The following is a 21832-nucleotide window of genomic DNA, read 5'->3' on the forward strand; positions in this document are numbered from 1 at the left end:
CCCCCAGGAATATGTTAACTGCCAATATCTTGCTTACCGGGCGGCGCCCGGCCAGGACACTGAAAAATGTGTCCACCCTACGCCTAAAGTCAGGCAAAAAAAACCTGGAATAATCCGGGTCTCAGGCCAGCTCCCCCTTCACCAGGGGAACAAAGCGAACGGCCTCGACGGTATCAATGATAAATTCGTTGCCCCGACGACGGATCCGTTTGAGAAACTGATGCTCTTCGCCGACCGGCAGCACCAGCACGCCGTCATCATCCAGCTGCGCCAGCAGCGCGGTCGGTATTTCCGGCGGCGCCGCCGTCACAATAATGGCATCAAACGGCGCCCGCGCCTGCCAACCTTGCCACCCATCGCCATGACGGGTTGAAACATTATGTAAATCAAGTTGTTTCAGGCGACGACGCGCCTGCCACTGTAAACTCTTAATTCGCTCTACCGAGCATACGTGATGCACCAGATGCGCCAGGATGGCCGTCTGGTAGCCGGAACCGGTGCCGATCTCCAGCACCCGCGACTCCGGCGTCAGCGTCAGCAGCTCGGTCATCCGCGCCACCATATACGGCTGGGAGATGGTCTGCCCCTGGCCAATCGGCAGCGCGGTGTTTTCCCACGCTTTATGTTCAAAGGCTTCATCAACAAACTTTTCGCGCGGGACCAGCGCGATCGCCTCGAGGACACGTTCATCGACGATGCCCTGCGTGCGCAGTTGATTCAACAAACTTTCAACACGTTTACTTACCATTGCCTGTCAACCCCGACACGTTCCAGCCAATCGGTGACCACCTCATGCGCCTGATGGGCGGTTAAATCGACGTGCAATGGCGTCACGGAAACATAGCCTTCATCCACTGCCGCAAAATCGGTGCCCGGCCCGGCATCGCGCTTATCGCCCGGCGGACCAATCCAGTACAGGGTGTTGCCGCGAGGATCTTGTTGCGGGATCACCTGGTCGGCCGGATGGCGGTTGCCGCAGCGGGTCACGCGAATGCCCTTGATTTGATCAAGCGGGAGATCCGGCACGTTGATGTTAAGGATCCGCCCGGTACGCAGCGGCTCGCGGCTTAAGGCGCGCAGAATGGTGCAGGTTACCGCCGCGGCGGTATCGTAATGCTGATAGCCGTTCAGCGACACGGCCAGCGCGGGGAACCCCAGATGACGGCCTTCCATCGCCGCGGCCACGGTGCCGGAATAGATGACGTCGTCGCCCAGGTTGGGGCCGGCATTAATGCCGGAAACTACGATGTCCGGACGCGGGCGCATCAGCGCGTTCACGCCGAGATAGACACAGTCGGTCGGGGTGCCCATCTGGACGGCGATGTCGCCATTTTCAAAGGTAAACGTACGCAGGGACGATTCCAGCGTCAGCGAATTTGAGGCCCCGCTGCGGTTACGATCGGGTGCAACCACCTGGACCTCGGCAAACTCCCTTAAGGCCTTCGCCAGGGTCTGTATCCCCGGCGCATGGATCCCGTCATCGTTACTCAGCAATATTCGCATAGTCACCCGTTGTATTGATAAGCTCCCTGACCACGCTGGTGGCGAAGCTGCCCGCCGGCAGCCAGAAACGCAGTTCAACGGTTACGTCATCCCACCAGTTCCAGCTGAGCCGCTGTGGATAGAGAAGCATCGCCCGGCGCGCCGCCTCGACTTTCTCCCGCACCAGCAGCGCCTGTAACGCGGTTTCCTCGGCGATCGCGGCCTGCTCGAAAGCCAGGGCGTCGCGCTGGCTTCCCCAGTCGCCGCTGCCCGGCAGCGTGGCCGTAATCATCAGTTCGCGGTTATGCACCCGCGCCTGCGAAACCTCGAGTTCTTCCGGTGTGACGACAAACCAGCTCCCGCGCCCCGCTAATTGTAGCGCATCGCCATCAACGACCTGATTAAATTCCGTTTTTTTTAATCTAATACTCACTTGCTGATTAAACAACGCGCTGCGGGCTGCCGACAACCAAAAACTGCGCTTATTGCGATCGCGCACTGGCGCGCCGCTCTCCGCCCAGCGCAGGGCACCCTGCAGGTTACTGCCGCCAATGCCGAAGCGCTGCGCGCCGAAATAGTTCGGCACTCCCCGTTCAGCGATGGCCTGCAGACGCGTCTCCACGTCCTGGCGATCGCTAATCTCGCGCAGGATCACGGTAAACTGGTTGCCTTTCAGCGCGCCTAAACGCAGCTTACGCTTATGGCGAGCATATTCCAGTACCTGGCAGCCCTCGAGCTGAAATTTGCTCAGGTCCGGCATCTCTTTGCCGGGCACCCGGGCGCACAGCCACTGCTCGGTGACCGCGTGCTTATCTTTTTGCCCGGCGAAGCTCACTTCACGGGCGTGGATCTTAAGGAATTTTGCCAGCGCGTCGGCGACAAAGCGCGTATTGCAGCCGTTTTTCAGGATCCGCACCAGCACGTGTTCGCCTTCGCCGTCCGGGGCAAAGCCCAGATCTTCCACCACCAGAAAATCTTCCGGATTGGCTTTCAGCAGCCCACTGCTCTGCGGCTTGCCGTGCAGCCAGGTCAGTTGGTCAAAGGCGATCATTTGTCGGCCTTACGCAGCAGCGCAACCGCTTCGCAGGCGATCCCTTCCCCGCGGCCGGTGAAGCCGAGCTTCTCGGTGGTGGTCGCTTTCACGTTGACGTCGTCCATATGGCAGCCGAGATCCTCAGCGATAAAGACGCGCATCTGCGGAATATGCGGCAGCATTTTCGGCGCCTGGGCAATAATCGTGACGTCGACGTTGCCGAGCGTATAGCCCCTGGCCTGAATGCGGCGCCATGCTTCGCGCAGCAGTTCGCGGCTATCGGCGCCTTTAAACGCCGGATCGGTATCGGGGAACAGCTTGCCGATATCGCCCAGCGCCGCGGCGCCAAGCAGCGCGTCGGTCAGCGCATGCAGCGCGACGTCGCCGTCGGAGTGGGCCAGCAGCCCTTTTTCATAAGGAATGCGTACCCCGCCAATGATGATTGGGCCTTCACCGCCAAAAGCGTGTACGTCAAAACCATGTCCAATTCGCATTAAGCTTTCTCCTGGTGTCGGGAACGGGTGAGGTAAAATTCAGCCAGCGCCAGGTCTTCCGGGCGCGTCACTTTAATATTATCCGCGCGTCCGGCGACCAGCTGCGGATGGAAGCCGCAGTACTCCAGCGCCGAGGCTTCATCGGTGATAGTGGCACCCTCGTTTAGCGCGCGAGTGAGGCAATCCACCAGCAGCTCGCGAGGGAAAAGTTGCGGGGTGAGCGCATGCCACAGGTCATTGCGGTCGACGGTATGGGCGATAGCGGTTTTGCCCGGCTCGGCGCGCTTCATGGTGTCGCGCACTGGCGCCGCAAGGATCCCGCCGACGCGGCTGGTTTCGCAGAGCGACAGCAGGCGGCTGAGGTCGTCCTGATGCAGGCAGGGGCGCGCGGCGTCATGCACCAGCACCCACTGCGCCTCCGGCAACGCCTGCAGGCCGGCGAGCACCGAATCGGCACGCTCAGCGCCGCCATCCACCACGGTAATTTGCGGATGCTGCGCCAGCGGCAGCTGGCTGAAGCGGCGATCGCCGGGGCTGACGGCAATCACCACCCGCTGGACGCGCGCATCCGCCAGCAGCGCGGCGACCGCGTGTTCGAGAATCGTTTTGTTACCGATTGAGAGATATTGTTTCGGGCATTCCGTTTGCATGCGGCGGCCGAAACCGGCTGCCGGCACCACGGCGCAAACGCCCGGAAAAGTGGCTGCCATGTTGTAATCCTGGGCCTGGTTATCGATTGTTCTGCTGTTGCCCCGATGCCTGATTGCGTTTAGACGCATCCGGTACCAGACGATAGAAGGTTTCGCCCGGGCGGGTCATGCTGAGTTCATTGCGCGCACGCTCCTCAATCGCTTCCTGCCCGCCGTTGAGGTCGTCAATTTCGGCAAACAGCTGATCGTTGCGTGCTTTTAATTTGGCGTTAGTCGCCTGCTGGGCGGTGACGTCGTCGTTAACCCGCGTGTAGTCGTGCAGGCCGTTTTTACCGAACCACAGCGAATACTGTAGCCAGACCAGCAAAGCTAATAATAGCAGCGTTAGTTTACCCATCCTGCCCCCTGAAAAACGGCATCATCATCCCAAAACTCGCCCGGGTACGCTACCGGGGCGCGCGGACGATGCCGCGTAACGCGGGGACTGTACCATATTTTTGCTGTCGATACCCATGCTTGATTCATACCAGCAACGGGTTATCCCAACAGCCAGAGGAAGAGTAGCGCAAACATCAGCCCAACGGTCAGGATGGTCGCGCTGACGCTATAGAGCAGTTTGCCATTGAGCAGAGAGTGCAGCGCAATACCGACCACCACCGCCACCGGCATCAACGCAAGGAAGAATGGCCAGGTGTAGAGGAGAAAGAAGAGTGTATTACTGCCATAGAGAAGGAAGGGAATACCCAGCGCCAGCAGCCACGAAATAAAGCCCACGGCAGCGCCCGACAAAGACCAGGTGGTCTCGTCGCCGATCGCCGGAGGCGGTTCTGAACGAATAATACTGAGGTTCTGGGTATTGCGCATATCGAATCCTGTAGACCGGGCAACCGGCACCCCTCGATGCCGCTGCCGTTTCAGGATCTGATAATATCGCTCTGTTGCAGCAGGTCTAATAGTTGGTGCACCAAATTTGTTACCAATTGTTCACCATCCAGATGAATTTCCGCCTTTTCTGGCGCCTCATAGACCGAGTCTATGCCGGTGAAATTGCGTAATTCCCCTGCCCGCGCTTTCTTATACAATCCTTTCGGATCCCGCTCCTCGCAGATGGCCAGCGGGGTATCGACGAACACTTCGATAAAGCGTCCTTCCCCGAGGCGCTCGCGCACCATCTGCCGTTCCGCACGGTGCGGAGATATAAATGCCGTCAATACCACCAGCCCGGCATCGACCATCAGCCTGGCCACTTCGCCGACGCGGCGAATGTTCTCTTTGCGATCCTCATCGCTGAATCCCAGGTCGCTGCACAGGCCATGGCGCACGTTATCGCCGTCCAGCAGATAGGTGCTGACGCCGCGCTCATGCAGGGCCTCCTCCAGCGCCCCGGCGACGGTGGATTTACCCGACCCCGAAAGGCCGGTAAACCACAGCACCACGCCGCGATGGCCGTGATGCTGTTCCCGCTGCTGTTGGGTCACAGGGTGGGCATGCCAGACGACGTTTTCGTCATGCTGGGCCATTATTGGCCTCCCAGCAGGTCGCGGGCGTCCCAGTGCGGGAAATGTTTACGGATCAGCTGGTTCAGCTCCAGCTCGAAGGCGCTGTACTGTGATGCCGAAGTCGATGCCTGCAGGTGCGGCTCGTTGACCATCCCGGCGCCGACGGTGACGTTGGTCAGGCGATCGATAAAGATAAGCCCGCCGGTCACCGGGTTTTGCTGATACGGATCCAGCACTAAAGGTTCGTCAAAGGTCAGCTCCACCAGGCCGATGCCGTTCAGCGGCAGAGACTCGACTTCACGCTGGGTCAGGTTGTTAATATCGACCTGGTAGCGGATAGCGTCGACGCGAGCGCGGGTCTTCTTGCCGGCGATTTTGATGTCGTAGCTCTGGCCCGGGGTCAGCGGCTGCTCGGCCATCCACACCACGTCGATGCTAGCGCTTTGTACCGCCGGCAGCGAGGCTTGCGCGTCAACCAGCAGGTCGCCGCGACTGATGTCGATTTCATCTTTCAGCACAAGGGTAATGGCTTCGCCGGCGGCGGCTTCCTGCAGGTCGCCGTCGAAGGTGACGATACGCGCCACGCTCGATTCGACGCCCGACGGCAGCACCTTCAGACGCTGGCCAACCTGCACGGTACCGGAGGCGACCGTGCCGGAGAAGCCGCGGAAATCAAGGTTCGGACGGTTAACATACTGCACCGGGAAGCGCAGCGGCTGGCTCTCGACCACCCGCTGGATCTCCACGGTTTCGAGGACTTCCAGCAGCGTCGGGCCACTGTACCACGGCATATTCGCGCTCTGGCTGGCGACATTATCGCCTTCCAGCGCCGACAACGGCACAAAGCGGATATCAAGGTTGCCCGGCAGCTGCTCGGCAAAGGTCAGATAATCTTCCCGGATCTCGTTGAAGCGCGCTTCGCTAAACTCGACGAGATCCATTTTGTTGACCGCCACTACCAGGTGTTTAATGCCCAGCAGCGTCGAGATGAAGCTGTGACGGCGGGTCTGGTCGAGCACGCCCTTGCGCGCATCGATCAGCAGGATCGCCAGGTCGCAGGTGGACGCGCCGGTGGCCATATTGCGCGTGTACTGCTCGTGCCCCGGGGTGTCGGCGATGATAAATTTGCGTTTTTCGGTTGAGAAGTAGCGATAGGCCACGTCGATGGTGATGCCCTGCTCGCGCTCGGCCTGCAGGCCGTCCACCAGCAGCGCCAGGTCCAGCTTTTCGCCCTGGGTGCCGTGACGCTTGCTGTCGTTGTGCAGCGAAGAGAGCTGGTCTTCATAGATCTGGCGCGTATCGTGCAGCAGGCGGCCAATTAAGGTGCTTTTGCCGTCATCGACGCTGCCGCAGGTCAAAAAACGCAGCAGGCTCTTGTGCTGTTGCGCGTGCAGGTAAGCTTCTACGCCGCCTTCGTTGGCAATTTGTTGGGCAATGGTCGTGTTCATGGCGGCTCCTTAGAAATACCCCTGACGTTTCTTCAGCTCCATCGAGCCGGCCTGGTCGCGGTCAATGACGCGCCCCTGACGTTCGCTGGTGGTCGATACCAGCATCTCTTCAATAATTTCGGGTAGCGTCTGCGCTTCAGACTCCACCGCGCCGGTCAGCGGCCAGCAGCCGAGGGTACGGAAACGCACCATCCGTTTTTCAATCACCTCGCCCGGCTGCAGATCGATACGGTCGTCATCGATCATCATCAGCATACCGTCGCGCTCCAGCACCGGACGCTCAGCGGCCAGATACAGCGGCACGATTTCAATATTTTCCAGATAGATGTACTGCCAGATATCCAGCTCGGTCCAGTTGGAGAGCGGGAAGACGCGGATGCTTTCGCCTTTGTTAATCTGGCCGTTGTAGTTGTGCCACAGCTCCGGACGCTGATTTTTCGGGTCCCAGCGGTGGAAGCGGTCGCGGAAGGAGTAGATGCGCTCTTTCGCGCGGGATTTCTCTTCGTCGCGACGCGCGCCGCCGAACGCGGCGTCAAAGCCGTATTTGTTCAGCGCCTGCTTCAGCCCTTCGGTTTTCATGATATCGGTATGCTTGGCGCTGCCGTGGACAAACGGGTTGATGCCCATCGCCACCCCTTCCGGGTTTTTATGCACCAGCAGTTCACAGCCGTAGGCTTTAGCGGTCCGGTCGCGGAACTCATACATCTCACGGAATTTCCAGCCGGTATCGACGTGCAGCAGCGGGAACGGCAGGGTTCCCGGATAAAACGCTTTGCGCGCCAGATGCAGCATTACGCTGGAATCTTTCCCGATGGAGTACATCATTACCGGGTTAGAAAATTCGGCGGCCACCTCACGAATAATATGGATGCTTTCCGCCTCCAGTTGCCGCAGGTGAGTGAGTCGTTTTTGGTCCATAACCGTTCCTTAAGCCAGATTGACCACCGAAGCGTTAAACCCCTCGGCGGATGATGTATGTTGAAACCAGGCGAGCTGCTGATGCAGCTGCACCACTTCGCCTACCACCAGCAGGGCGGGCATCGGGGCGTCTTTCGCCAGGTGTTCGAGTTGTTGCAATGTGCCGGTTATCGTCTGCTGATCGTCACGGGTGCCACGGGAAATTACCGCCACCGGCGTGTCGCTGTCGCGACCGTGGGCGATCAGCTGCGCGCTGATTTCCGCTGCCTTCATGGTGCCCATGTAGATCGCCAGCGTCTGTTGGCTCTTCGCCAGCAGCGACCAGTCGAAGGGGGCGCTGTCCGGCTTATAGTGGCCGGTGACAAAGACGGCGCTTTGCGCATAATCGCGATGGGTCAGCGGAATACCGGCGTAGGCTGTCGCTCCGGCGGCGGCGGTGACGCCCGGCACCACCTGGAACGGGATCCCCGCCTCGGCGGCAGCCTGCAGCTCTTCTGCGCCGCGGCCAAAAATAAACGGATCGCCGCCCTTCAGGCGCACGACGGTTTTCCCCGCCTTCGCCGCCTCCACCAGCAGCTGATTGGTTTCATGCTGCGGCACCGAATGCTCGCCGGCGCGTTTGCCAACGCAGATCAGCTCGGCATCGCGGCGCACCAGCTCGAGAACCGGCTGAGTCACCAGATGATCGTGGAAAACCACGTCCGCCTGCTGGATCGCCTGCAGACCGCGAAGGGTCAGCAGCCCGGCATCGCCCGGCCCGGCGCCGACCAGAATAATTTCTCCCGTCTCGCGTTCGGGTTTGTCGAGCTCATCCTGCAGCGCTTTTTCCGCCTCCGCAGAGTTGCCCGCCACCATCAGGCTGGCGAAGCGGCCGGTAAAGACGCGCTCCCAGAAGCGGCGACGCGCTTCGGTAGTCGTCAGGCGGGTTTTCAGATGGTTGCGCCAGTAGCTTGCTGATTCCGCCAGCCGACCGAGATTCGTCGGCAGCAGCGCTTCGATTTTTTCACGCAGAATGCGCGACAGTACCGGCGCTTTACCGCTGGAGGAGATCGCCACCAGCAGCGGCGAACGGTCGACGATAGAAGGGAAAACAAACGAGCACAGCGCCTGGTTATCCACCACGTTGACCAACCGGTAGCGCGCGTTAGCTGCCGCAAATACCCGCTGGTTAAGCACCTCATCCTCGGTGGCCGCAATCACCAGAAAGACATCATCCACCAGCGAGTCGCTGAATTCCGTCGCCCGCCAGCTGAGTGCCTGGCGCGCAGCCAGATCGGCCAGCGCCGGTGACAGCGTTTCAGCGACCACCTGCACCTGCGCCTGGGCGCGCAGCAGGAACTTGATCTTACGTTCAGCAATCTCGCCGCCGCCGATCACCAGCACGGGCCTTTGTTTCAGTTCGGCAAAAAGGGGCAAGTAATCCACGGTGCAACAACTCTCTTACATTCAGCGATACTGCGACTATAGGGTGCGCCTTAGAGCAAATGAAATTACGAAATGGAATGAGTTGTGACACAAAGGAATAACGCAGCGGAAATACAAATATCAAAAAGTGCTTAACGCGCTATTTTTCCGCTATTTAAGAGCAATTGAAATTGTTTAACCGCGGTCACAGTTTCATACTGTAGCCGTCAAATTGTCTTGTTCGTGTAAGGACCCCTTATGTTTTCCGCGTTGTGCCGCCGTCTGCTTCCGCTGGCGCTCGGCACCGGTTTTGTTTTTGCCGCCGCCCCCGCATTCAGCGCGCTGGGCGACACCGCCAGTAGCCAGGCCCGCCATATCGCCACCGTCTTCCCGGGACGAATGACCGGAACGCCGCCGGAAATGCTCTCAGCTGACTATCTGCGCCAGCAGTTCGCCCTGATGGGGTATCAGAGCGACGTGCGAAGCTTCAATACCCGCTATATCTATACCGACAGCAATCAGCGCAAGAACTGGCATAACGCCACCGGCAGTACGGTGATCGCCGCCCATGAAGGTAAAGTGCGCCAGCAGATTATTATCATGGCACACCTCGACACCTATGCGCCGCAGAGCGATAAAGACGTGGAGAACAACCTCGGCGGCCTGACGCTGCAGGGCATCGACGACAACGCGATGGGACTTGGCGTATTGCTGGAGCTGGCGGAGCATTTAAAGAACGTCCCTACCCGCTATGGCATCCGCTTTATCGCCACCAGCGGTGAAGAGGAAGGCCGTCTCGGCGCGCAAAACCTGCTGCAGCGGATGAGCGAAGCGGAAAAGAAAAATACCCTGCTGGTGATCAATCTCGATAATCTGGTGGTGGGCGATAAGCTTTACTTCAACAGCGGCCGCAGCACGCCGGCCTCGGTGCGCAAGCTGACCCGCGACCGCGCGCTGGCTATCGCTCGCAGCAAGGGCATCGCCGCCTACACCAACCCGGGACTCAATCCGGCTTATCCGAAAGGCACCAGCTGCTGCAATGACGCCAGCGTCTTCGACAACGCCGGGATCCCGGTGCTGTCGGTCGAGGCGACTAACTGGTCACTCGGCAAAAAAGATGGCTATCAGCAGCGGAGCAAATCGGCCAGTTTCCCGCAGGGAACCAGTTGGCATGACGTCCAGCTGGATAATCAGCAGTATATCGACCACGCGCTGCCCGGGCGCATCGAACACCGCGGACGCGAGGTAGTGAAAGTCATGCTGCCGCTGGTGAAAGAGCTGGCGAAGGTGGAGAAGAAAAGCTAATACGCACAAAAGAACGCGCGGTATCGCCCGCGTGTTCTTTTTGAATTATCACTCAGAGGAAGAGCTAACAGCTTAACCCTCGTGCAATCCGCACTCGCGTTTAAGCCCGAAGAACCGGGTCTCTTCTTCTGCCATGCCCGGCTCCCATTTGCGGGTGGTGTGGGTATCGCCTACCGAGAGATAGCCCTGATCCCACAGCGGATGGTACTTCAGCCCGTGCTTCTGCAGGTACTGATACACCGTGCGGTTATCCCAGTCGATAATCGGTAGCACCTTGAACACCCCGCGCTGGACCGCCAGCACCGGAAGCGTAGCCCGGCTGCCCGACTGCTCGCGGCGCAGACCGGCAAACCACGTCTGCGCGTTGAGCTCTTTCAGCGCCCGGTTCATCGGCTCAACCTTGTTGATCTCATTGTATTTCTCAATGCCCTCAACGCCCTGCTCCCACAGCTTGCCGTAGCGCGCCTCCTGCCAGGCTGCGCTTTCAGCCGCGCGGTAGACCTTCAGGTTCAGCTTGAGCTTGTCCGTCAGCTCGTCAATAAACTGATAGGTTTCCGGGAACAGGTAGCCGGTATCGGTGAGGATCACCGGAATATCCGGGCGGATCTGATTCACCAGATGCAAACTGACTGCCGCCTGAATGCCAAAGCTCGACGACAGCACATAGTTTCCCGGCAGATTTTCCAGCGCCCACGCCACACGCCCTTCGGCGTCAAGCTTTTCCAGTTGGGCGTTGGTTTCCGCGAGTGCCAGAATGCGTTCCACTTTCGGCAATGCATTAAGCGCGTTTAGATCGAGTACGGACATATGAACCTCGTTTGCCTGTTTTGCCGGACGACACTGCGTTCGTCCGGCCTACGGGTTTCGCTGGCCCGGATCGCTACGCGCCACCGGGCACCAGGATGTTATTCCCAGAAATCGCGGGCTGGGTCGAGCACCGGGCGAATGATGCCCGCACGCACCGTAAAATCGCCGAAGCCTTCACCCGCTTCGCGCTCTTTCGCCCAGCGCCCTACCAGTTCGTCTAGCGAGTCGAGAATTTCCGACTCGGTAATATTCTCCCGGTACATCCGCGGGATGCGGGTGCCGTTGCGGTTACCGCCGATGTGCAGGTTATAGCGGCCCGGCGCTTTGCCCACCAGTCCCACTTCCGCCAGCATCGCGCGGCCGCAGCCGTTCGGGCAGCCGGTGACGCGGGTGACGATATGCTCATCGCTCACGCCGTGCTTGCTCATCACCCCTTCCACCTTGTCGATAAACGACGGCAGGAAACGCTCGGCTTCCGCCATCGCCAGCGGACAGGTCGGGAAGGAGACGCAGGCCATCGAGTTTTCGCGCTGCGGGGTGACGGCATTCATCAGACCATGATCCCGCGCGAGCTTCTCGATCCGCGCCTTCTGATCTTCCGGTACGCTGGCGACAATCAGGTTCTGGTTAGCGGTGATGCGGAATTCGCCTTGATGGACCTTAGCAATCTCCAGCAGGCCAGTCTTCAGCGGACGACCCGGATAATCGAGAATGCGGCCGTTTTCAATAAACAGCGTCAGGTGCCACTTATCATCAATCCCCTTCACCCAGCCGATGCGATCGCCGCGGCCGGTAAATTCGTACGGGCGGATCGGCTCAAACTTAATGCCTGCCCGGCGCTCCACTTCCGCTTTGAAGGTTTCGACACCGACGCGCTCAAGGGTGTACTTGGTTTTCGCATTCTTACGGTCGGTACGGTTGCCCCAGTCGCGCTGGGTGGTCACAACCGCTTCCGCCACCGCCAGAGTATGCTCCAGCGGCAGATAACCGAATTCGCTCGCCGTGCGGGCGTAGGTTTTTTTGTTACCATGTTCGATAGAGAGACCGCCGCCCACCAGCAGGTTAAAGCCCACCAGCTTGCCGTTTTCGGCGATCGCCACGAAGTTCATGTCGTTGGCGTGCAGATCGATATCGTTCTGCGGCGGGATCACCACCGTGGTTTTAAACTTACGCGGCAGATAGGTCTGGCCGAGGATCGGCTCTTCGTCGGTAGTGGCGACCTTTTTCTGATCCAGCCAGATCTCGGCATAAGCGCGGGTACGCGGCAGCAGATGCTCGGAGATCTTTTTCGCCCACTCGTAGGCCTCAGCGTGCAGCTGCGACTCGTAGGGGTTGGAGGTGCACAGCACGTTACGGTTCATATCGTTGGCGGTGGCCAGCGCGTCCAGCCCCACCGAGTGCAGCATCTGATGCACCGGCTTGACGTTCTTTTTCAGAATGCCGTGGAACTGAAAGGTCTGCCGGTTGGTCAGGCGAATACTGCCGTAAATGGTGTTCTCAGCGGCAAACTTATCGATCGCCTTCCACTGGGTGGTGGTGATCACCCCGCCCGGCAGACGGCAGCGGAGCAGCATCGCATGACGCGGCTCCAGCTTCTGGGCGGCGCGCTCCGCGCGGATATCGCGATCGTCCTGCTGGTACATGCCGTGGAAACGGATCAGCAGGAAGTTATCGCCTTTAAAACCGCCGGTCAGACCGTCGTTTAAATCTTCCGCAATGGTGCCGCGCAGGTAGTTGCTCTCAAGCTTCATGCGCTCGGCATCGCTCAGTTTACCTTCGACCACTAAAGGCCCCGGATGTTTTTCGCTCATTAGTAGACATCTCGCTGATAACGGCGCTCAACGCGCAGCTCACTTAAAAATTCGTCCGCCGCTTCGGCGTCCATCGCGCCGTATTCGGCAATCACTTCCAGTAAGGTGTTTTCCACGTCCTTCGCCATACGATTGGCGTCGCCGCAGACATAAATGTGGGCGCCGTCATTGATCCAGCGCCACAGCTCGGCCCCCTGCTCGCGCAGTTTGTCCTGCACATAGATTTTTTGTTGTTGATCGCGGGACCAGGCCAGATCGATACGGGTCAGCAGACCTTCCTTCACATAGCTCTGCCACTCCACCTGATAGAGGAAATCTTCGGTGAAGTGCGGGTTGCCGAAGAACAACCAGTTCTTGCCTTGCGCTCCGTCCGCAGCGCGCTGCTGCATAAAGGCGCGGAACGGCGCAATACCGGTGCCCGGGCCAATCATGATCACCGGGGTCTCCGGGTTGGCTGGCAGACGGAAGTTGTCGTTGTGTTCGATAAAGACACGGACTTCGCCATCCTCTTCCACGCGGTCGGCGAGGAAGCTGGAGGCGCCGCCAGCCCGGGCGCGGCCTTCAATTTCATAGCGCACCACGCCCACGGTGACATGCACCTCGCTCTCCACTTCCGCCTGTGAGGAAGCAATAGAATACAGGCGCGGCGTCAGCGGACGCAGCAGACCGATTAACGCCTCAGCGTCCAGCTGCGCCGGAGAGAAACGGACCATATCGACGATCGGCGTCGCGGCGGCATACTGCTGCAACTGAGCTTTGTCGCCCACCAGCGGCAGCAGCGATTCGCTGCGCGTCAGGGTGGCGTAGTTTTCAACGATAGTCGCGGTGTTAACCGTCAGCTCAAAATGCCACTGCAGGGCTTCCGACAGCGGCAGAGTTTTACCCTCAACGGTCACCGGCTCGTCGCCTTTCAGCCACAGCAGCTCCACCAGCTCTTTCACCAGCTGAGGATCGTTCTGGTACCAGACGCCCAGGGCGTCGCCCGGCTGATAGCGCAGACCGGAATCACCGAGGTCTATTTCGATATGGCGCACATCTTTTTCTGAATTGCGGCCGGTGATTTTCTGATTGACCGACAGGGTCGCCGTCAGGGGCGCTTCTTTGGTATATGGGCTGGTGTGAATATCGTTCACCGCGCCGCTGGTGGCCAGCTGAGCGGGCGCAGCGACCGGCGCACGAGCCTTCAGCGCCTCAACCACGCGCGCGCGCCATTCAGCGGCCGCGGCCTGATATTCAACGTCGGCATCAACGCGATCGAGCAGACGTTCCGCGCCGAGCTCGGCCAGCTTGTTGTCGAAATCTTTGCCGGACTGACAGAAAAATTCATAAGAGGTATCGCCGAGACCAAAGACGGCGAACGCGGTCCCGTCCAGCTTCGGCGCTTTCTTAGAGAACAGGAACTTATGCAATGCGACCGCTTCTTCCGGCGGCTCTCCTTCCCCCTGGGTGGACGTCACTACCACCAGCAGTTTTTCCGCAGCAATTTGTTTGAATTTATAATCGCCTGCATTCACCAGCTTCACGTTCAGCTTCGCCGCCAGCAGATCGTCACGCAGCGCTTCGGCGACGCGGCGGGCGTTGCCGGTTTGCGAGGCGGAAATCAGCGTGATCGTCGGTACCTCGGCGGCCGGGGCGGGGGCGGCTACCGCCGCGCCGGACTGCTGATTCAGCACGCCCCAGAAATAGCCAGATACCCAGGCGAGCTGAGTGGGCGTGAAGTCAGTGGTGGCCGCCTGAAGGCGCGCCAGTTGCTCCGGGTTGAGCGGCAGCAAGTTGGAAGGTGGGGCCTGTGTCGTCATGCGTCGTTTGTTCCAGTAAGCAAAGCTGTTATTCGCACCCTGTCAGCGCGACAAAAACAGAAGAGAATAGAAGGTTAACGGCGGGCATAGTAACAATTAAATAAGGGATGGAAATAATAAATAACCAAATGGACTAACCTGTTTTAGTTGTAGTTATTAACAACAAAATCGATTAAATAAGCAATTGAAATATAAGAGATTAAATCAAATAAAGCAGATAAACATGTCCATTTTCTGTTCACGGCCGTTTTAGTTAATGCGAAAAAATGTACTTTCCGGTACCCTACGGCGGTTTTTTTCGTCCTGTTGAGAGTCAATGATGTCCACCACGCTGTTTAAAGATTTCACCTTCGAAGCCGCCCACCACCTGCCGCACGTCCCGGAAGGACACAAATGCGGTCGCCTGCATGGCCACTCCTTTATGGTGCGTCTGGAGATCACCGGTGAAGTCGATCCCCATACCGGGTGGATCATGGATTTTGCCGAGCTGAAGGCCGCCTTTAAGCCGACATACGATCGCCTCGACCACTATTATCTGAACGATATTCCTGGTCTGGAAAACCCCACCAGCGAAGTGCTGGCCAAATGGATCTGGGATGAGATGAAACCGCGGGTGCCGCTGCTCAGCGCCGTGATGGTCAAAGAGACCTGCACCGCCGGCTGCGTCTATCGCGGCGAGTAAGCGAAAAAAAAGCCCGGTCAGTACGCTGCCGGGCTTTTTTATCAGGCAATATTCAGATACTTGTGCGTCTGCATAGACAGGCGCCAGTTGCGGGCGATGCAGGTGTCGATACACAGGCGCGTCGCATCTTCTTTCTGACTGATCGGCTGCAGGGCGATGATCCGCGGTTTGTCATCGCTCAGCGTTTCCAGCAGTTCGTCCAGCGCTTCTATGTCGCGGACGCGCCCTACCGGATGCTTGATCTCATCCGCCCGCTGCAGGGCCTGAGACAGCACGTCATAGCCACCGCGCATGTTGACCTTCGGGGAAACCGTCACCCAGGTATTGGGGCTGCAGCGTACTTCATGGGTGCCGCTGGTTTCAATCTGACAGCTAAAGCCGTTTTGTTCCAGAAGCGAGGTTAACGGCGTTAAATCATGAATGCAGGGCTCACCGCCGGTAATAACCACGTGGCGGGCTGTCCACCCCTGCCGCCCAATAATCGCCAGCAGATCCTCGCTGCTTGCCGGGCCCCACTTGTCGCTCTCTTTGGTTTTCGCCAGGATGCTGAACAACGACACTTCCCGATCGGCCAGCTTGTCCCAGGTATGCTTGGTGTCACACCACGCGCATCCTACCGGGCATCCCTGCAGACGAATAAAGATGGCAGGCACGCCGGTGAAGTAACCCTCGCCTTGCAGGGTCTGGAACATCTCGTTAATCGGGTACTGCATAGTCATCTCTGTTTAGGGTGATAAACGTTCATTATCGCAGATTTCGCTGCCCAGGTCTTGTCCTGCGCTGCGATCGCTTTTTTACCCCTCCGTCAATATCCGTGTCGGGAATAATATTATTGATTAAAAAAGCAATCTTTTCTTTTGGCTTAGTTTATTAGCATGGTAAGAATTAAAATAAATAGCATTCTGACGCGCGGGGGGAAATATGTAACAGAAAATGTTATTCCTGTCATTCAGGATAAAATAAAAGGTCCAAGAACCAAAATAAAAAACCTTAAAATACAGTAATGTACAAACTGATACATGAAAGAGTGAATTATCTGGCCGATCTGCGAGTCCAATTCTATCCCCCGGTAATAATAACCTTAAACTGGTCTTAATAAAGCCCTGATCGGGCCCCTTTTTTATTTAATTGTCGTTTACTTTTGCCCGCCTAGAATCCCGCAGACCAACCATAATGAGATAGCGTTTATGACCACATTATTAATTACCGGCGTTACGGGGTTTCTGGGCGGTGCCGCGTTAGAGAAAATACTCCATCAGGAAACCCGGTTAGATCTGCTGCTGCTGGTACGTGCTGATAGCCCCGAGGCTGGCCTCGAACGGGTTAAAGAGAACATGCGTAAGTTCAACATCGCCGAGGAGAAGCTGGCGATGTTGCGCCAGCAGCATATCCTGCTGGGCGATCTCGCCTCTCCGGAGCATTTTCTTAACGATCCGCGCCTCGATCAGGTCACGCACATCCTCAACTGCGCCGCTGTCGCCTCATTTGGCAGCAACCCGCTTATCTGGAAGGTTAACGTTGAGGGCACGCTGCGCCTGGCGCAACGTATGGCGCAGGTGACGGGTCTGCAGCGCTTTCTGCACGTCGGTACGGCGATGTCATGTTCGCCTGAACCGGATTCACTGGTCGCCGAAAGCTCGGAGTTTCGGGAACGCGCTGAGCACCTGGTGGAATATACCCACTCGAAGTCGACCATCGAGCAGCTAATGCAGCAGCAGTGCCCTACGCTACCGCTGGTAATTGCCCGCCCCTCTATCGTGGTGGGTCATACCCATCACGGCTGCCGGCCTTCCAGCAGTATTTTCTGGGTGTTCAGCATGGGGCTGATGCTGCAGAAATTCATGTGCTCCATGGAGGACCGAATTGACGTTATCCCGGTGGACTACTGCGCCGACGCCCTGCTAATGCTGCTTAACCAGCCTCTGGCTCACGGCGAGGTGGTGCATATCTCTGCTGGCGAAGAGAACAGCGTGAAGTTTGCCGAAATCGACCGGGCGATGGCTCAGGCCCTGGAGCAGGCGCCGGTGGGGGATAAGTACGCCCAGGTGAGCTATGAAACGCTGGTCAAAATGCGTCGTGAACTGAAAGGGATATTTGGGCCATGCAATGAGCGGCTGATGCTGAAAGCCATGCGCTTATACGGCGCATTCGCCACACTGAACGTGCGCTTTAGTAACGACAAACTGCTGAGCATGGGGATGCCAAAACCGCCGCGCTTTACCGATTACATCGACCGCTGCGTGGAAACCACCCGTGGGTTGTCGATCCCTCAGCAAATGGCCGTCGACTTTAAATAATGGCCGCAGGCGTAAAAAAAAATGCCAGCCCGAAGGCTGGCATGATTATTTCACAAGGACAGGATTAAGCCTGGCCTTTGATCTCTTTACGACCGTTGAACGGCGCTTGCTCACCCAGCGCTTCTTCGATACGAATCAGCTGGTTGTATTTAGCAACGCGGTCAGAACGGCTCATAGAACCAGTTTTGATCTGGCCTGCAGCGGTACCAACAGCCAGGTCGGCAATGGTAGCGTCTTCAGTTTCGCCAGAACGGTGAGAGATAACAGCGGTGTAGCCAGCGTCTTTCGCCATCTTGATAGCAGCCAGAGTTTCGGTCAGAGAACCGATCTGGTTGAACTTGATCAGGATGGAGTTAGCGATGCCTTTTTCGATGCCTTCTTTCAGGATCTTGGTGTTGGTTACGAACAGGTCGTCACCAACCAGCTGGATTTTGTCGCCCAGTACTTTAGTCTGGTAAGCGAAACCTTCCCAGTCAGATTCGTCCAGACCATCTTCGATGGAGACGATCGGGTACTGTTTGGTCAGCTCTTCCAGGAAGTGAGTGAACTCTTCAGAGGTGAACGCTTTGTTGCCTTCGCCAGCCAGAACGTATTTACCGTCTTTGTAGAATTCAGACGCCGCGCAGTCCATCGCCAGGGTGATGTCTTTGCCCAGCTCGTAGCCTGCAGCTTTAACCGCTTCAGCGATAACAGCCAGCGCTTCGGCGTTGGAACCCAGGTTCGGCGCGTAGCCGCCTTCGTCACCAACGGCAGTGTTCATGCCTTTGGACTTCAGCACTTTCGCCAGGTGATGGAACACTTCAGAACCCATGCGTACTGCTTCTTTCAGGGTCGGCGCGCCAACCGGCTGAATCATGAATTCCTGGATGTCGACGTTGTTGTCAGCGTGCTCACCGCCGTTAATGATGTTCATCATCGGAACCGGCATGGAGTATTTGCCCGGAGTGCCGTTCAGTTCAGCGATGTGCGCGTACAGCGGCAGGCCTTTGGACGCAGCTGCTGCTTTGGCGTTCGCCAGAGAAACGGCCAGGATAGCGTTCGCACCGAAGTTAGATTTGTTTTCAGTACCGTCCAGGTCGATCATGATCTTGTCGATGCCAGCCTGATCTTTAGCATCTTTGCCCAGGATTGCCTGAGCGATCGGGCCGTTTACCGCAGCAACAGCTTTGGTTACGCCTTTACCCAGGAAACGGGATTTGTCGCCATCGCGCAGTTCCAGCGCTTCGCGGGAACCAGTAGAAGCACCTGACGGAGCAGCTGCCATACCGACGAAACCACCTTCCAGGTGTACTTCGGCTTCAACAGTCGGGTTACCACGGGAGTCGATGATTTCACGACCGATGACTTTAACGATTTTGGACATTAGGTTTTCCTCAGTACAAGTTAAACTAAAACTCCAGACAAACAATGCACCCGGATGGGTGCATTGCCGTTCAAACTCTTTTTACTTCGCCTGGCGTTTCTGGTACTCGCTCGCGGCTTTCACAAAGCCGGCAAACAGCGGGTGTCCATCACGCGGCGTCGAAGTAAACTCCGGGTGGAACTGGCAGGCCACAAACCACGGATGGTTCGGCACTTCGATGATCTCGACCAACTGATCATCCCCGGAACGGCCCGCAACGCGCAGACCGGCAGCTTCAATCGGTTTCAACAACATGTTGTTGACTTCGTAGCGGTGACGATGACGCTCGGTGATGGTCGGCTCGCCGTAAAGCTGGCGTACCAGAGAATCATCACTCAGCTGGCACTGCTGCGCGCCCAGGCGCATGGTGCCGCCCAGATCGCTCTTCTCAGAGCGGACTTCAACGTTGCCATCTTCGTCACGCCATTCGGTAATCAGGGCCACGACCGGGTATTTACAGTCTGGCACAAATTCCGTCGAGTTGGCGTTTTCCATACCCGCTACGTTACGCGCGAACTCAATCAGCGCTACCTGCATACCCAGGCAGATGCCCAGATAAGGAATATTGTTTTCACGCGCATAGCGCGCGGTGGCGATCTTGCCTTCAACGCCGCGGTAGCCGAAGCCGCCCGGGATCAGGATAGCGTCTAAATCCTTGAGGATTTCGACGCCGCGCGTTTCCACATCCTGCGAATCGATCAGCTTGATGTTGACGGTAACGCGATTTTTCAGACCGCCGTGTTTCAGCGCTTCAATCACCGACTTGTAGGCATCCGGCAGTTCAATGTACTTACCGACCATACCGATGGTGACTTCGCCTGCCGGATTAGCTTCTTCATAGATTACCTGTTCCCATTCGGCCAGGTTTGCTTCCGGACAAGTTAAGCTGAATCGTTTACAAATATAATCGTCCAGCCCCTGAGATTTCAACAGGCCCGGAATTTTATAAATGGAATCGACATCTTTCAGAGAAATCACAGCCTTTTCCGGAACGTTACAGAACAAAGCAATTTTGGCTCGTTCGTTGGCCGGAACCGCGCGATCGGAGCGGCAGATCAGAATATCAGGCTGAATACCGATGGAGAGCAGCTCTTTTACGGAGTGCTGGGTCGGCTTGGTTTTGACTTCGCCCGCGGCGGCCATGTACGGCACCAGAGTCAGGTGCATGAACAGGGTATGCTCGCGGCCGATCTCTACCGCCATCTGACGAATCGCTTCGAGGAACGGCAGGGATTCGATATCGCCTACGGTACCGCCGATTTCCACCAGCACGACGTCATGGCCTTCGCCGCCCGCCAGTACGCGCTCTTTGATAGCGTTGGTGATGTGCGGGATAACCTGAACGGTCGCGCCCAGGTAGTCGCCACGGCGCTCTTTGCGCAGCACGTCGGAGTAGATACGGCCGGTGGTGAAGTTATTGCGGCGCGTCATCTTGGTGCGGATAAAACGCTCATAGTGGCCCAGGTCCAGATCGGTTTCTGCGCCGTCTTCAGTAACGAACACTTCCCCATGCTGGATTGGGCTCATGGTGCCCGGATCGACGTTGATATACGGATCCAGTTTCATGATGGTCACGTTGAGACCACGGGCTTCAAGAATGGCTGCCAGGGAGGCTGCGGCAATGCCTTTACCCAGAGAGGATACGACCCCGCCGGTCACAAAAATATAGTTCGTTGTCATGCTGAACCTGAGAAGTTAGGGTAAAACGATGGAATAACCAGGACGGGAAAGTAGTATACCCGAACATGCGTGACGCCACAAACTTTCATTCTTCCCCTCCCCTTCGTTCTTCAAGTTGCACCTGTGTTGCGACTCGAACAACTCGAAGAGGCAGGCTACATGGTGTTTCAACGACATAACGGAAAGAGAAAATAGACGCTTTTGGCGAAATGTTTTTGACGTAAATCAAGCGCTTGTTATTTATAAAATCACACAAATCGCGCTTGATCACGAAAATCCGTTAGAGATCAGTTTCCTGGCGTTTTACTTCCTGCCACACTTCTTCCATGGTATCGAGGTCGACGCCGGTCATTTCCAGGCCTCGGGCGGCGACAATACGCTCGACCTCGCGGAAACGACGCTCAAATTTGAGGTTTGCTTTCTGCAGCGCCACCTCGGCTTTGACGCCCAAATGACGGGATAAATTCACCGTGGCAAACAGCAGATCGCCCACTTCCTCTTCCAGTTTTGCTTCATCCACCACCGCCTGCTGCGCTTCATGCATCACTTCATCAATTTCTTCATGCACTTTGTCGAGCACCGGGCCCAGCGAGGTCCAGTCGAAACCCACTGCCGAGCAGCGGCGCTGGATTTTATGCGCGCGCATTAGCGCCGGCAGGCTATGGGGAATATCGTCCAGTGCCGAATGCTGGGCTTTTTCCGCCCGCTCCGCGCTTTTGATTTGCTCCCAGCGAGCCAGGACTTCCGTGCTATTGCCCGCCGATGCCTCGCCGAAGATATGCGGGTGGCGACGCTCCAGCTTGTCGCTGATGGCGGCGCAGATATCGTCAAAGTTAAAGCGTCCCTCTTCCTGCGCCATTTGCGCATAGAACACCACCTGGAACAGCAGATCGCCCAGCTCACCGCGCAGATCGTCAAAATCTTCCCGCTGGATAGCATCGAGGACCTCGTAGGTCTCCTCAAGGGTGTAAGGGGCGATGGTGGCAAAGGTCTGCTCTTTATCCCATGGGCAGCCGTTTTCCGGGTCGCGCAGGCGGCGCATGATGCCGAGCAAGCGGTCAATTTGAGTCATGTGACAATCCTGGAAATTTTAAAAATAGTCGGCCGGATAAGGCGTTTAG

At 57.5% G+C, this 21832-nt stretch carries 21 protein-coding genes; 3 read left to right on the forward strand and 18 right to left on the reverse strand.

Going from position 1 to position 21832, the window contains the following annotated elements; translation table 11 throughout:
• Positions 1-121: 121 nt before the first annotated feature.
• The 11 genes from RRF55_RS08060 to cysG form a co-directional block, all read right to left on the reverse strand.
• Complete coding sequence (locus RRF55_RS08060; protein ID WP_002915108.1) at positions 122-748, reverse strand: protein-L-isoaspartate(D-aspartate) O-methyltransferase; 627 nt, start codon at positions 746-748, stop codon at positions 122-124.
• A complete protein-coding gene (gene surE, locus RRF55_RS08065) occupies positions 742-1503 on the reverse strand; it encodes a 5'/3'-nucleotidase SurE (RefSeq protein ID WP_004174648.1) in 762 nt (253 codons plus the stop codon). Before surE ends, RRF55_RS08060 begins: the two co-directional genes overlap by 7 nt.
• The gene (gene truD, locus RRF55_RS08070; protein WP_004174647.1) at positions 1484-2533 is read right to left on the reverse strand and encodes a tRNA pseudouridine(13) synthase TruD; all 1050 of its coding nucleotides are present in this window, start codon (positions 2531-2533) and stop codon (positions 1484-1486) included. The genes surE and truD overlap by 20 nt, the downstream gene beginning before the upstream one ends.
• Positions 2530-3009 carry a 2-C-methyl-D-erythritol 2,4-cyclodiphosphate synthase gene (gene ispF / locus RRF55_RS08075; protein ID WP_002915113.1) on the reverse strand — a complete coding sequence of 160 codons (480 nt, stop codon included), beginning with the start codon at positions 3007-3009 and terminating at the stop codon, positions 2530-2532. Before ispF ends, truD begins: the two co-directional genes overlap by 4 nt.
• On the reverse strand, positions 3009-3719 hold the full coding sequence (gene ispD, locus RRF55_RS08080) for a 2-C-methyl-D-erythritol 4-phosphate cytidylyltransferase (RefSeq protein WP_004174645.1): 711 nt from the start codon (positions 3717-3719) through the stop codon (positions 3009-3011). Before ispD ends, ispF begins: the two co-directional genes overlap by 1 nt.
• 19 nt (positions 3720-3738) lie before the next feature.
• The gene (gene ftsB / locus RRF55_RS08085; RefSeq protein WP_002915156.1) at positions 3739-4056 is read right to left on the reverse strand and encodes a cell division protein FtsB; all 318 of its coding nucleotides are present in this window, start codon (positions 4054-4056) and stop codon (positions 3739-3741) included.
• A 140-nt stretch (positions 4057-4196) separates the two neighbouring features.
• Entirely contained in the window at positions 4197-4523 is a 327-nt protein-coding gene (locus RRF55_RS08090; protein WP_002915157.1) for a DUF3561 family protein, read from the reverse strand.
• Positions 4524-4573: 50 nt separating this feature from the next.
• Positions 4574-5179, reverse strand: coding sequence for an adenylyl-sulfate kinase (cysC, locus tag RRF55_RS08095; RefSeq protein WP_032415454.1), 606 nt, complete (start codon positions 5177-5179; stop codon positions 4574-4576).
• Positions 5179-6606, reverse strand: coding sequence for a sulfate adenylyltransferase subunit CysN (cysN, locus tag RRF55_RS08100; protein ID WP_014907017.1), 1428 nt, complete (start codon positions 6604-6606; stop codon positions 5179-5181). The genes cysC and cysN overlap by 1 nt, the downstream gene beginning before the upstream one ends.
• A gap of 9 nt (positions 6607-6615) precedes the next feature.
• Positions 6616-7524 carry a sulfate adenylyltransferase subunit CysD gene (gene cysD / locus RRF55_RS08105; RefSeq protein ID WP_002915160.1) on the reverse strand — a complete coding sequence of 303 codons (909 nt, stop codon included), beginning with the start codon at positions 7522-7524 and terminating at the stop codon, positions 6616-6618.
• Positions 7525-7533: 9 nt separating this feature from the next.
• The gene (cysG, locus tag RRF55_RS08110) at positions 7534-8940 is read right to left on the reverse strand and encodes a siroheme synthase CysG (protein WP_072198726.1); all 1407 of its coding nucleotides are present in this window, start codon (positions 8938-8940) and stop codon (positions 7534-7536) included.
• A gap of 246 nt (positions 8941-9186) precedes the next feature.
• Between cysG and RRF55_RS08115 the strand changes: the two genes are divergently transcribed.
• The gene (locus tag RRF55_RS08115) at positions 9187-10233 is read left to right on the forward strand and encodes an aminopeptidase (protein WP_004174643.1); all 1047 of its coding nucleotides are present in this window, start codon (positions 9187-9189) and stop codon (positions 10231-10233) included.
• Between the two features lie 72 nt (positions 10234-10305).
• On the opposite strand, the gene cysH is transcribed toward RRF55_RS08115, so the two are convergent.
• The 3 genes from cysH to cysJ all read right to left on the reverse strand — a co-directional run bounded on the left by cysH (position 10306) and on the right by cysJ (position 14650).
• The gene (gene cysH / locus RRF55_RS08120) at positions 10306-11040 is read right to left on the reverse strand and encodes a phosphoadenosine phosphosulfate reductase (RefSeq protein WP_002915177.1); all 735 of its coding nucleotides are present in this window, start codon (positions 11038-11040) and stop codon (positions 10306-10308) included.
• A 98-nt stretch (positions 11041-11138) separates the two neighbouring features.
• Positions 11139-12851, reverse strand: a complete 1713-nt coding sequence (gene cysI, locus RRF55_RS08125; RefSeq protein WP_004142787.1) for an assimilatory sulfite reductase (NADPH) hemoprotein subunit — start codon at positions 12849-12851, stop codon at positions 11139-11141.
• Positions 12851-14650: an NADPH-dependent assimilatory sulfite reductase flavoprotein subunit gene (gene cysJ, locus RRF55_RS08130; protein WP_004151065.1), complete on the reverse strand. Its 1800-nt coding sequence runs from the start codon at positions 14648-14650 to the stop codon at positions 12851-12853. The genes cysI and cysJ overlap by 1 nt, the downstream gene beginning before the upstream one ends.
• A 316-nt stretch (positions 14651-14966) precedes the next feature.
• Between cysJ and queD the strand changes: the two genes are divergently transcribed.
• Complete coding sequence (queD, locus tag RRF55_RS08135; RefSeq protein WP_004174641.1) at positions 14967-15332, forward strand: 6-carboxytetrahydropterin synthase QueD; 366 nt, start codon at positions 14967-14969, stop codon at positions 15330-15332.
• A 41-nt stretch (positions 15333-15373) separates the two neighbouring features.
• Here the strand turns inward: queD and queE are convergent, their stop codons facing one another.
• Entirely contained in the window at positions 15374-16045 is a 672-nt protein-coding gene (queE, locus tag RRF55_RS08140; RefSeq protein WP_002915210.1) for a 7-carboxy-7-deazaguanine synthase QueE, read from the reverse strand.
• Positions 16046-16519: 474 nt separating this feature from the next.
• Here queE and RRF55_RS08145 point away from each other — a divergent pair, with 474 nt between their 5' ends.
• Complete coding sequence (locus tag RRF55_RS08145; protein WP_029497026.1) at positions 16520-17629, forward strand: SDR family oxidoreductase; 1110 nt, start codon at positions 16520-16522, stop codon at positions 17627-17629.
• A gap of 64 nt (positions 17630-17693) precedes the next feature.
• Here RRF55_RS08145 and eno read toward each other — a convergent pair whose 3' ends face one another.
• The 3 genes from eno to mazG form a co-directional block, all read right to left on the reverse strand.
• Complete coding sequence (gene eno / locus RRF55_RS08150; protein WP_002915213.1) at positions 17694-18992, reverse strand: phosphopyruvate hydratase; 1299 nt, start codon at positions 18990-18992, stop codon at positions 17694-17696.
• An 81-nt stretch (positions 18993-19073) separates the two neighbouring features.
• A complete protein-coding gene (pyrG, locus tag RRF55_RS08155; protein ID WP_004142808.1) occupies positions 19074-20711 on the reverse strand; it encodes a glutamine hydrolyzing CTP synthase in 1638 nt (545 codons plus the stop codon).
• Positions 20712-20991: 280 nt separating this feature from the next.
• On the reverse strand, positions 20992-21783 hold the full coding sequence (gene mazG / locus RRF55_RS08160) for a nucleoside triphosphate pyrophosphohydrolase (RefSeq protein ID WP_002915215.1): 792 nt from the start codon (positions 21781-21783) through the stop codon (positions 20992-20994).
• Positions 21784-21832: the final 49 nt, after the last annotated feature.

It is taken from the genome of Klebsiella sp. K47 (genome assembly GCF_051858335.1).
Classification (GTDB): domain Bacteria; phylum Pseudomonadota; class Gammaproteobacteria; order Enterobacterales; family Enterobacteriaceae; genus Klebsiella; species Klebsiella pneumoniae.

Coding starts and splice junctions, on each gene's coding strand:
- cysI (WP_004142787.1), bottom strand. CDS start 12,851: ATGAGCGAAAAACATCCGGGGCCTTTAGTGGTCGAAGGTAAACTGAGC.
- mazG (WP_002915215.1), bottom strand. CDS start 21,783: ATGACTCAAATTGACCGCTTGCTCGGCATCATGCGCCGCCTGCGCGAC.
- ftsB (WP_002915156.1), bottom strand. CDS start 4,056: ATGGGTAAACTAACGCTGCTATTATTAGCTTTGCTGGTCTGGCTACAG.
- queD (WP_004174641.1), top strand. CDS start 14,967: ATGATGTCCACCACGCTGTTTAAAGATTTCACCTTCGAAGCCGCCCAC.
- cysC (WP_032415454.1), bottom strand. CDS start 5,179: ATGGCCCAGCATGACGAAAACGTCGTCTGGCATGCCCACCCTGTGACC.
- eno (WP_002915213.1), bottom strand. CDS start 18,992: ATGTCCAAAATCGTTAAAGTCATCGGTCGTGAAATCATCGACTCCCGT.
- RRF55_RS08060 (WP_002915108.1), bottom strand. CDS start 748: ATGGTAAGTAAACGTGTTGAAAGTTTGTTGAATCAACTGCGCACGCAG.
- queE (WP_002915210.1), bottom strand. CDS start 16,045: ATGCAGTACCCGATTAACGAGATGTTCCAGACCCTGCAAGGCGAGGGT.
- cysH (WP_002915177.1), bottom strand. CDS start 11,040: ATGTCCGTACTCGATCTAAACGCGCTTAATGCATTGCCGAAAGTGGAA.
- cysD (WP_002915160.1), bottom strand. CDS start 7,524: ATGGACCAAAAACGACTCACTCACCTGCGGCAACTGGAGGCGGAAAGC.
- truD (WP_004174647.1), bottom strand. CDS start 2,533: ATGATCGCCTTTGACCAACTGACCTGGCTGCACGGCAAGCCGCAGAGC.
- cysN (WP_014907017.1), bottom strand. CDS start 6,606: ATGAACACGACCATTGCCCAACAAATTGCCAACGAAGGCGGCGTAGAA.
- RRF55_RS08145 (WP_029497026.1), top strand. CDS start 16,520: ATGACCACATTATTAATTACCGGCGTTACGGGGTTTCTGGGCGGTGCC.
- cysJ (WP_004151065.1), bottom strand. CDS start 14,650: ATGACGACACAGGCCCCACCTTCCAACTTGCTGCCGCTCAACCCGGAG.
- RRF55_RS08090 (WP_002915157.1), bottom strand. CDS start 4,523: ATGCGCAATACCCAGAACCTCAGTATTATTCGTTCAGAACCGCCTCCG.
- surE (WP_004174648.1), bottom strand. CDS start 1,503: ATGCGAATATTGCTGAGTAACGATGACGGGATCCATGCGCCGGGGATA.
- RRF55_RS08115 (WP_004174643.1), top strand. CDS start 9,187: ATGTTTTCCGCGTTGTGCCGCCGTCTGCTTCCGCTGGCGCTCGGCACC.
- pyrG (WP_004142808.1), bottom strand. CDS start 20,711: ATGACAACGAACTATATTTTTGTGACCGGCGGGGTCGTATCCTCTCTG.
- ispD (WP_004174645.1), bottom strand. CDS start 3,719: ATGGCAGCCACTTTTCCGGGCGTTTGCGCCGTGGTGCCGGCAGCCGGT.
- ispF (WP_002915113.1), bottom strand. CDS start 3,009: ATGCGAATTGGACATGGTTTTGACGTACACGCTTTTGGCGGTGAAGGC.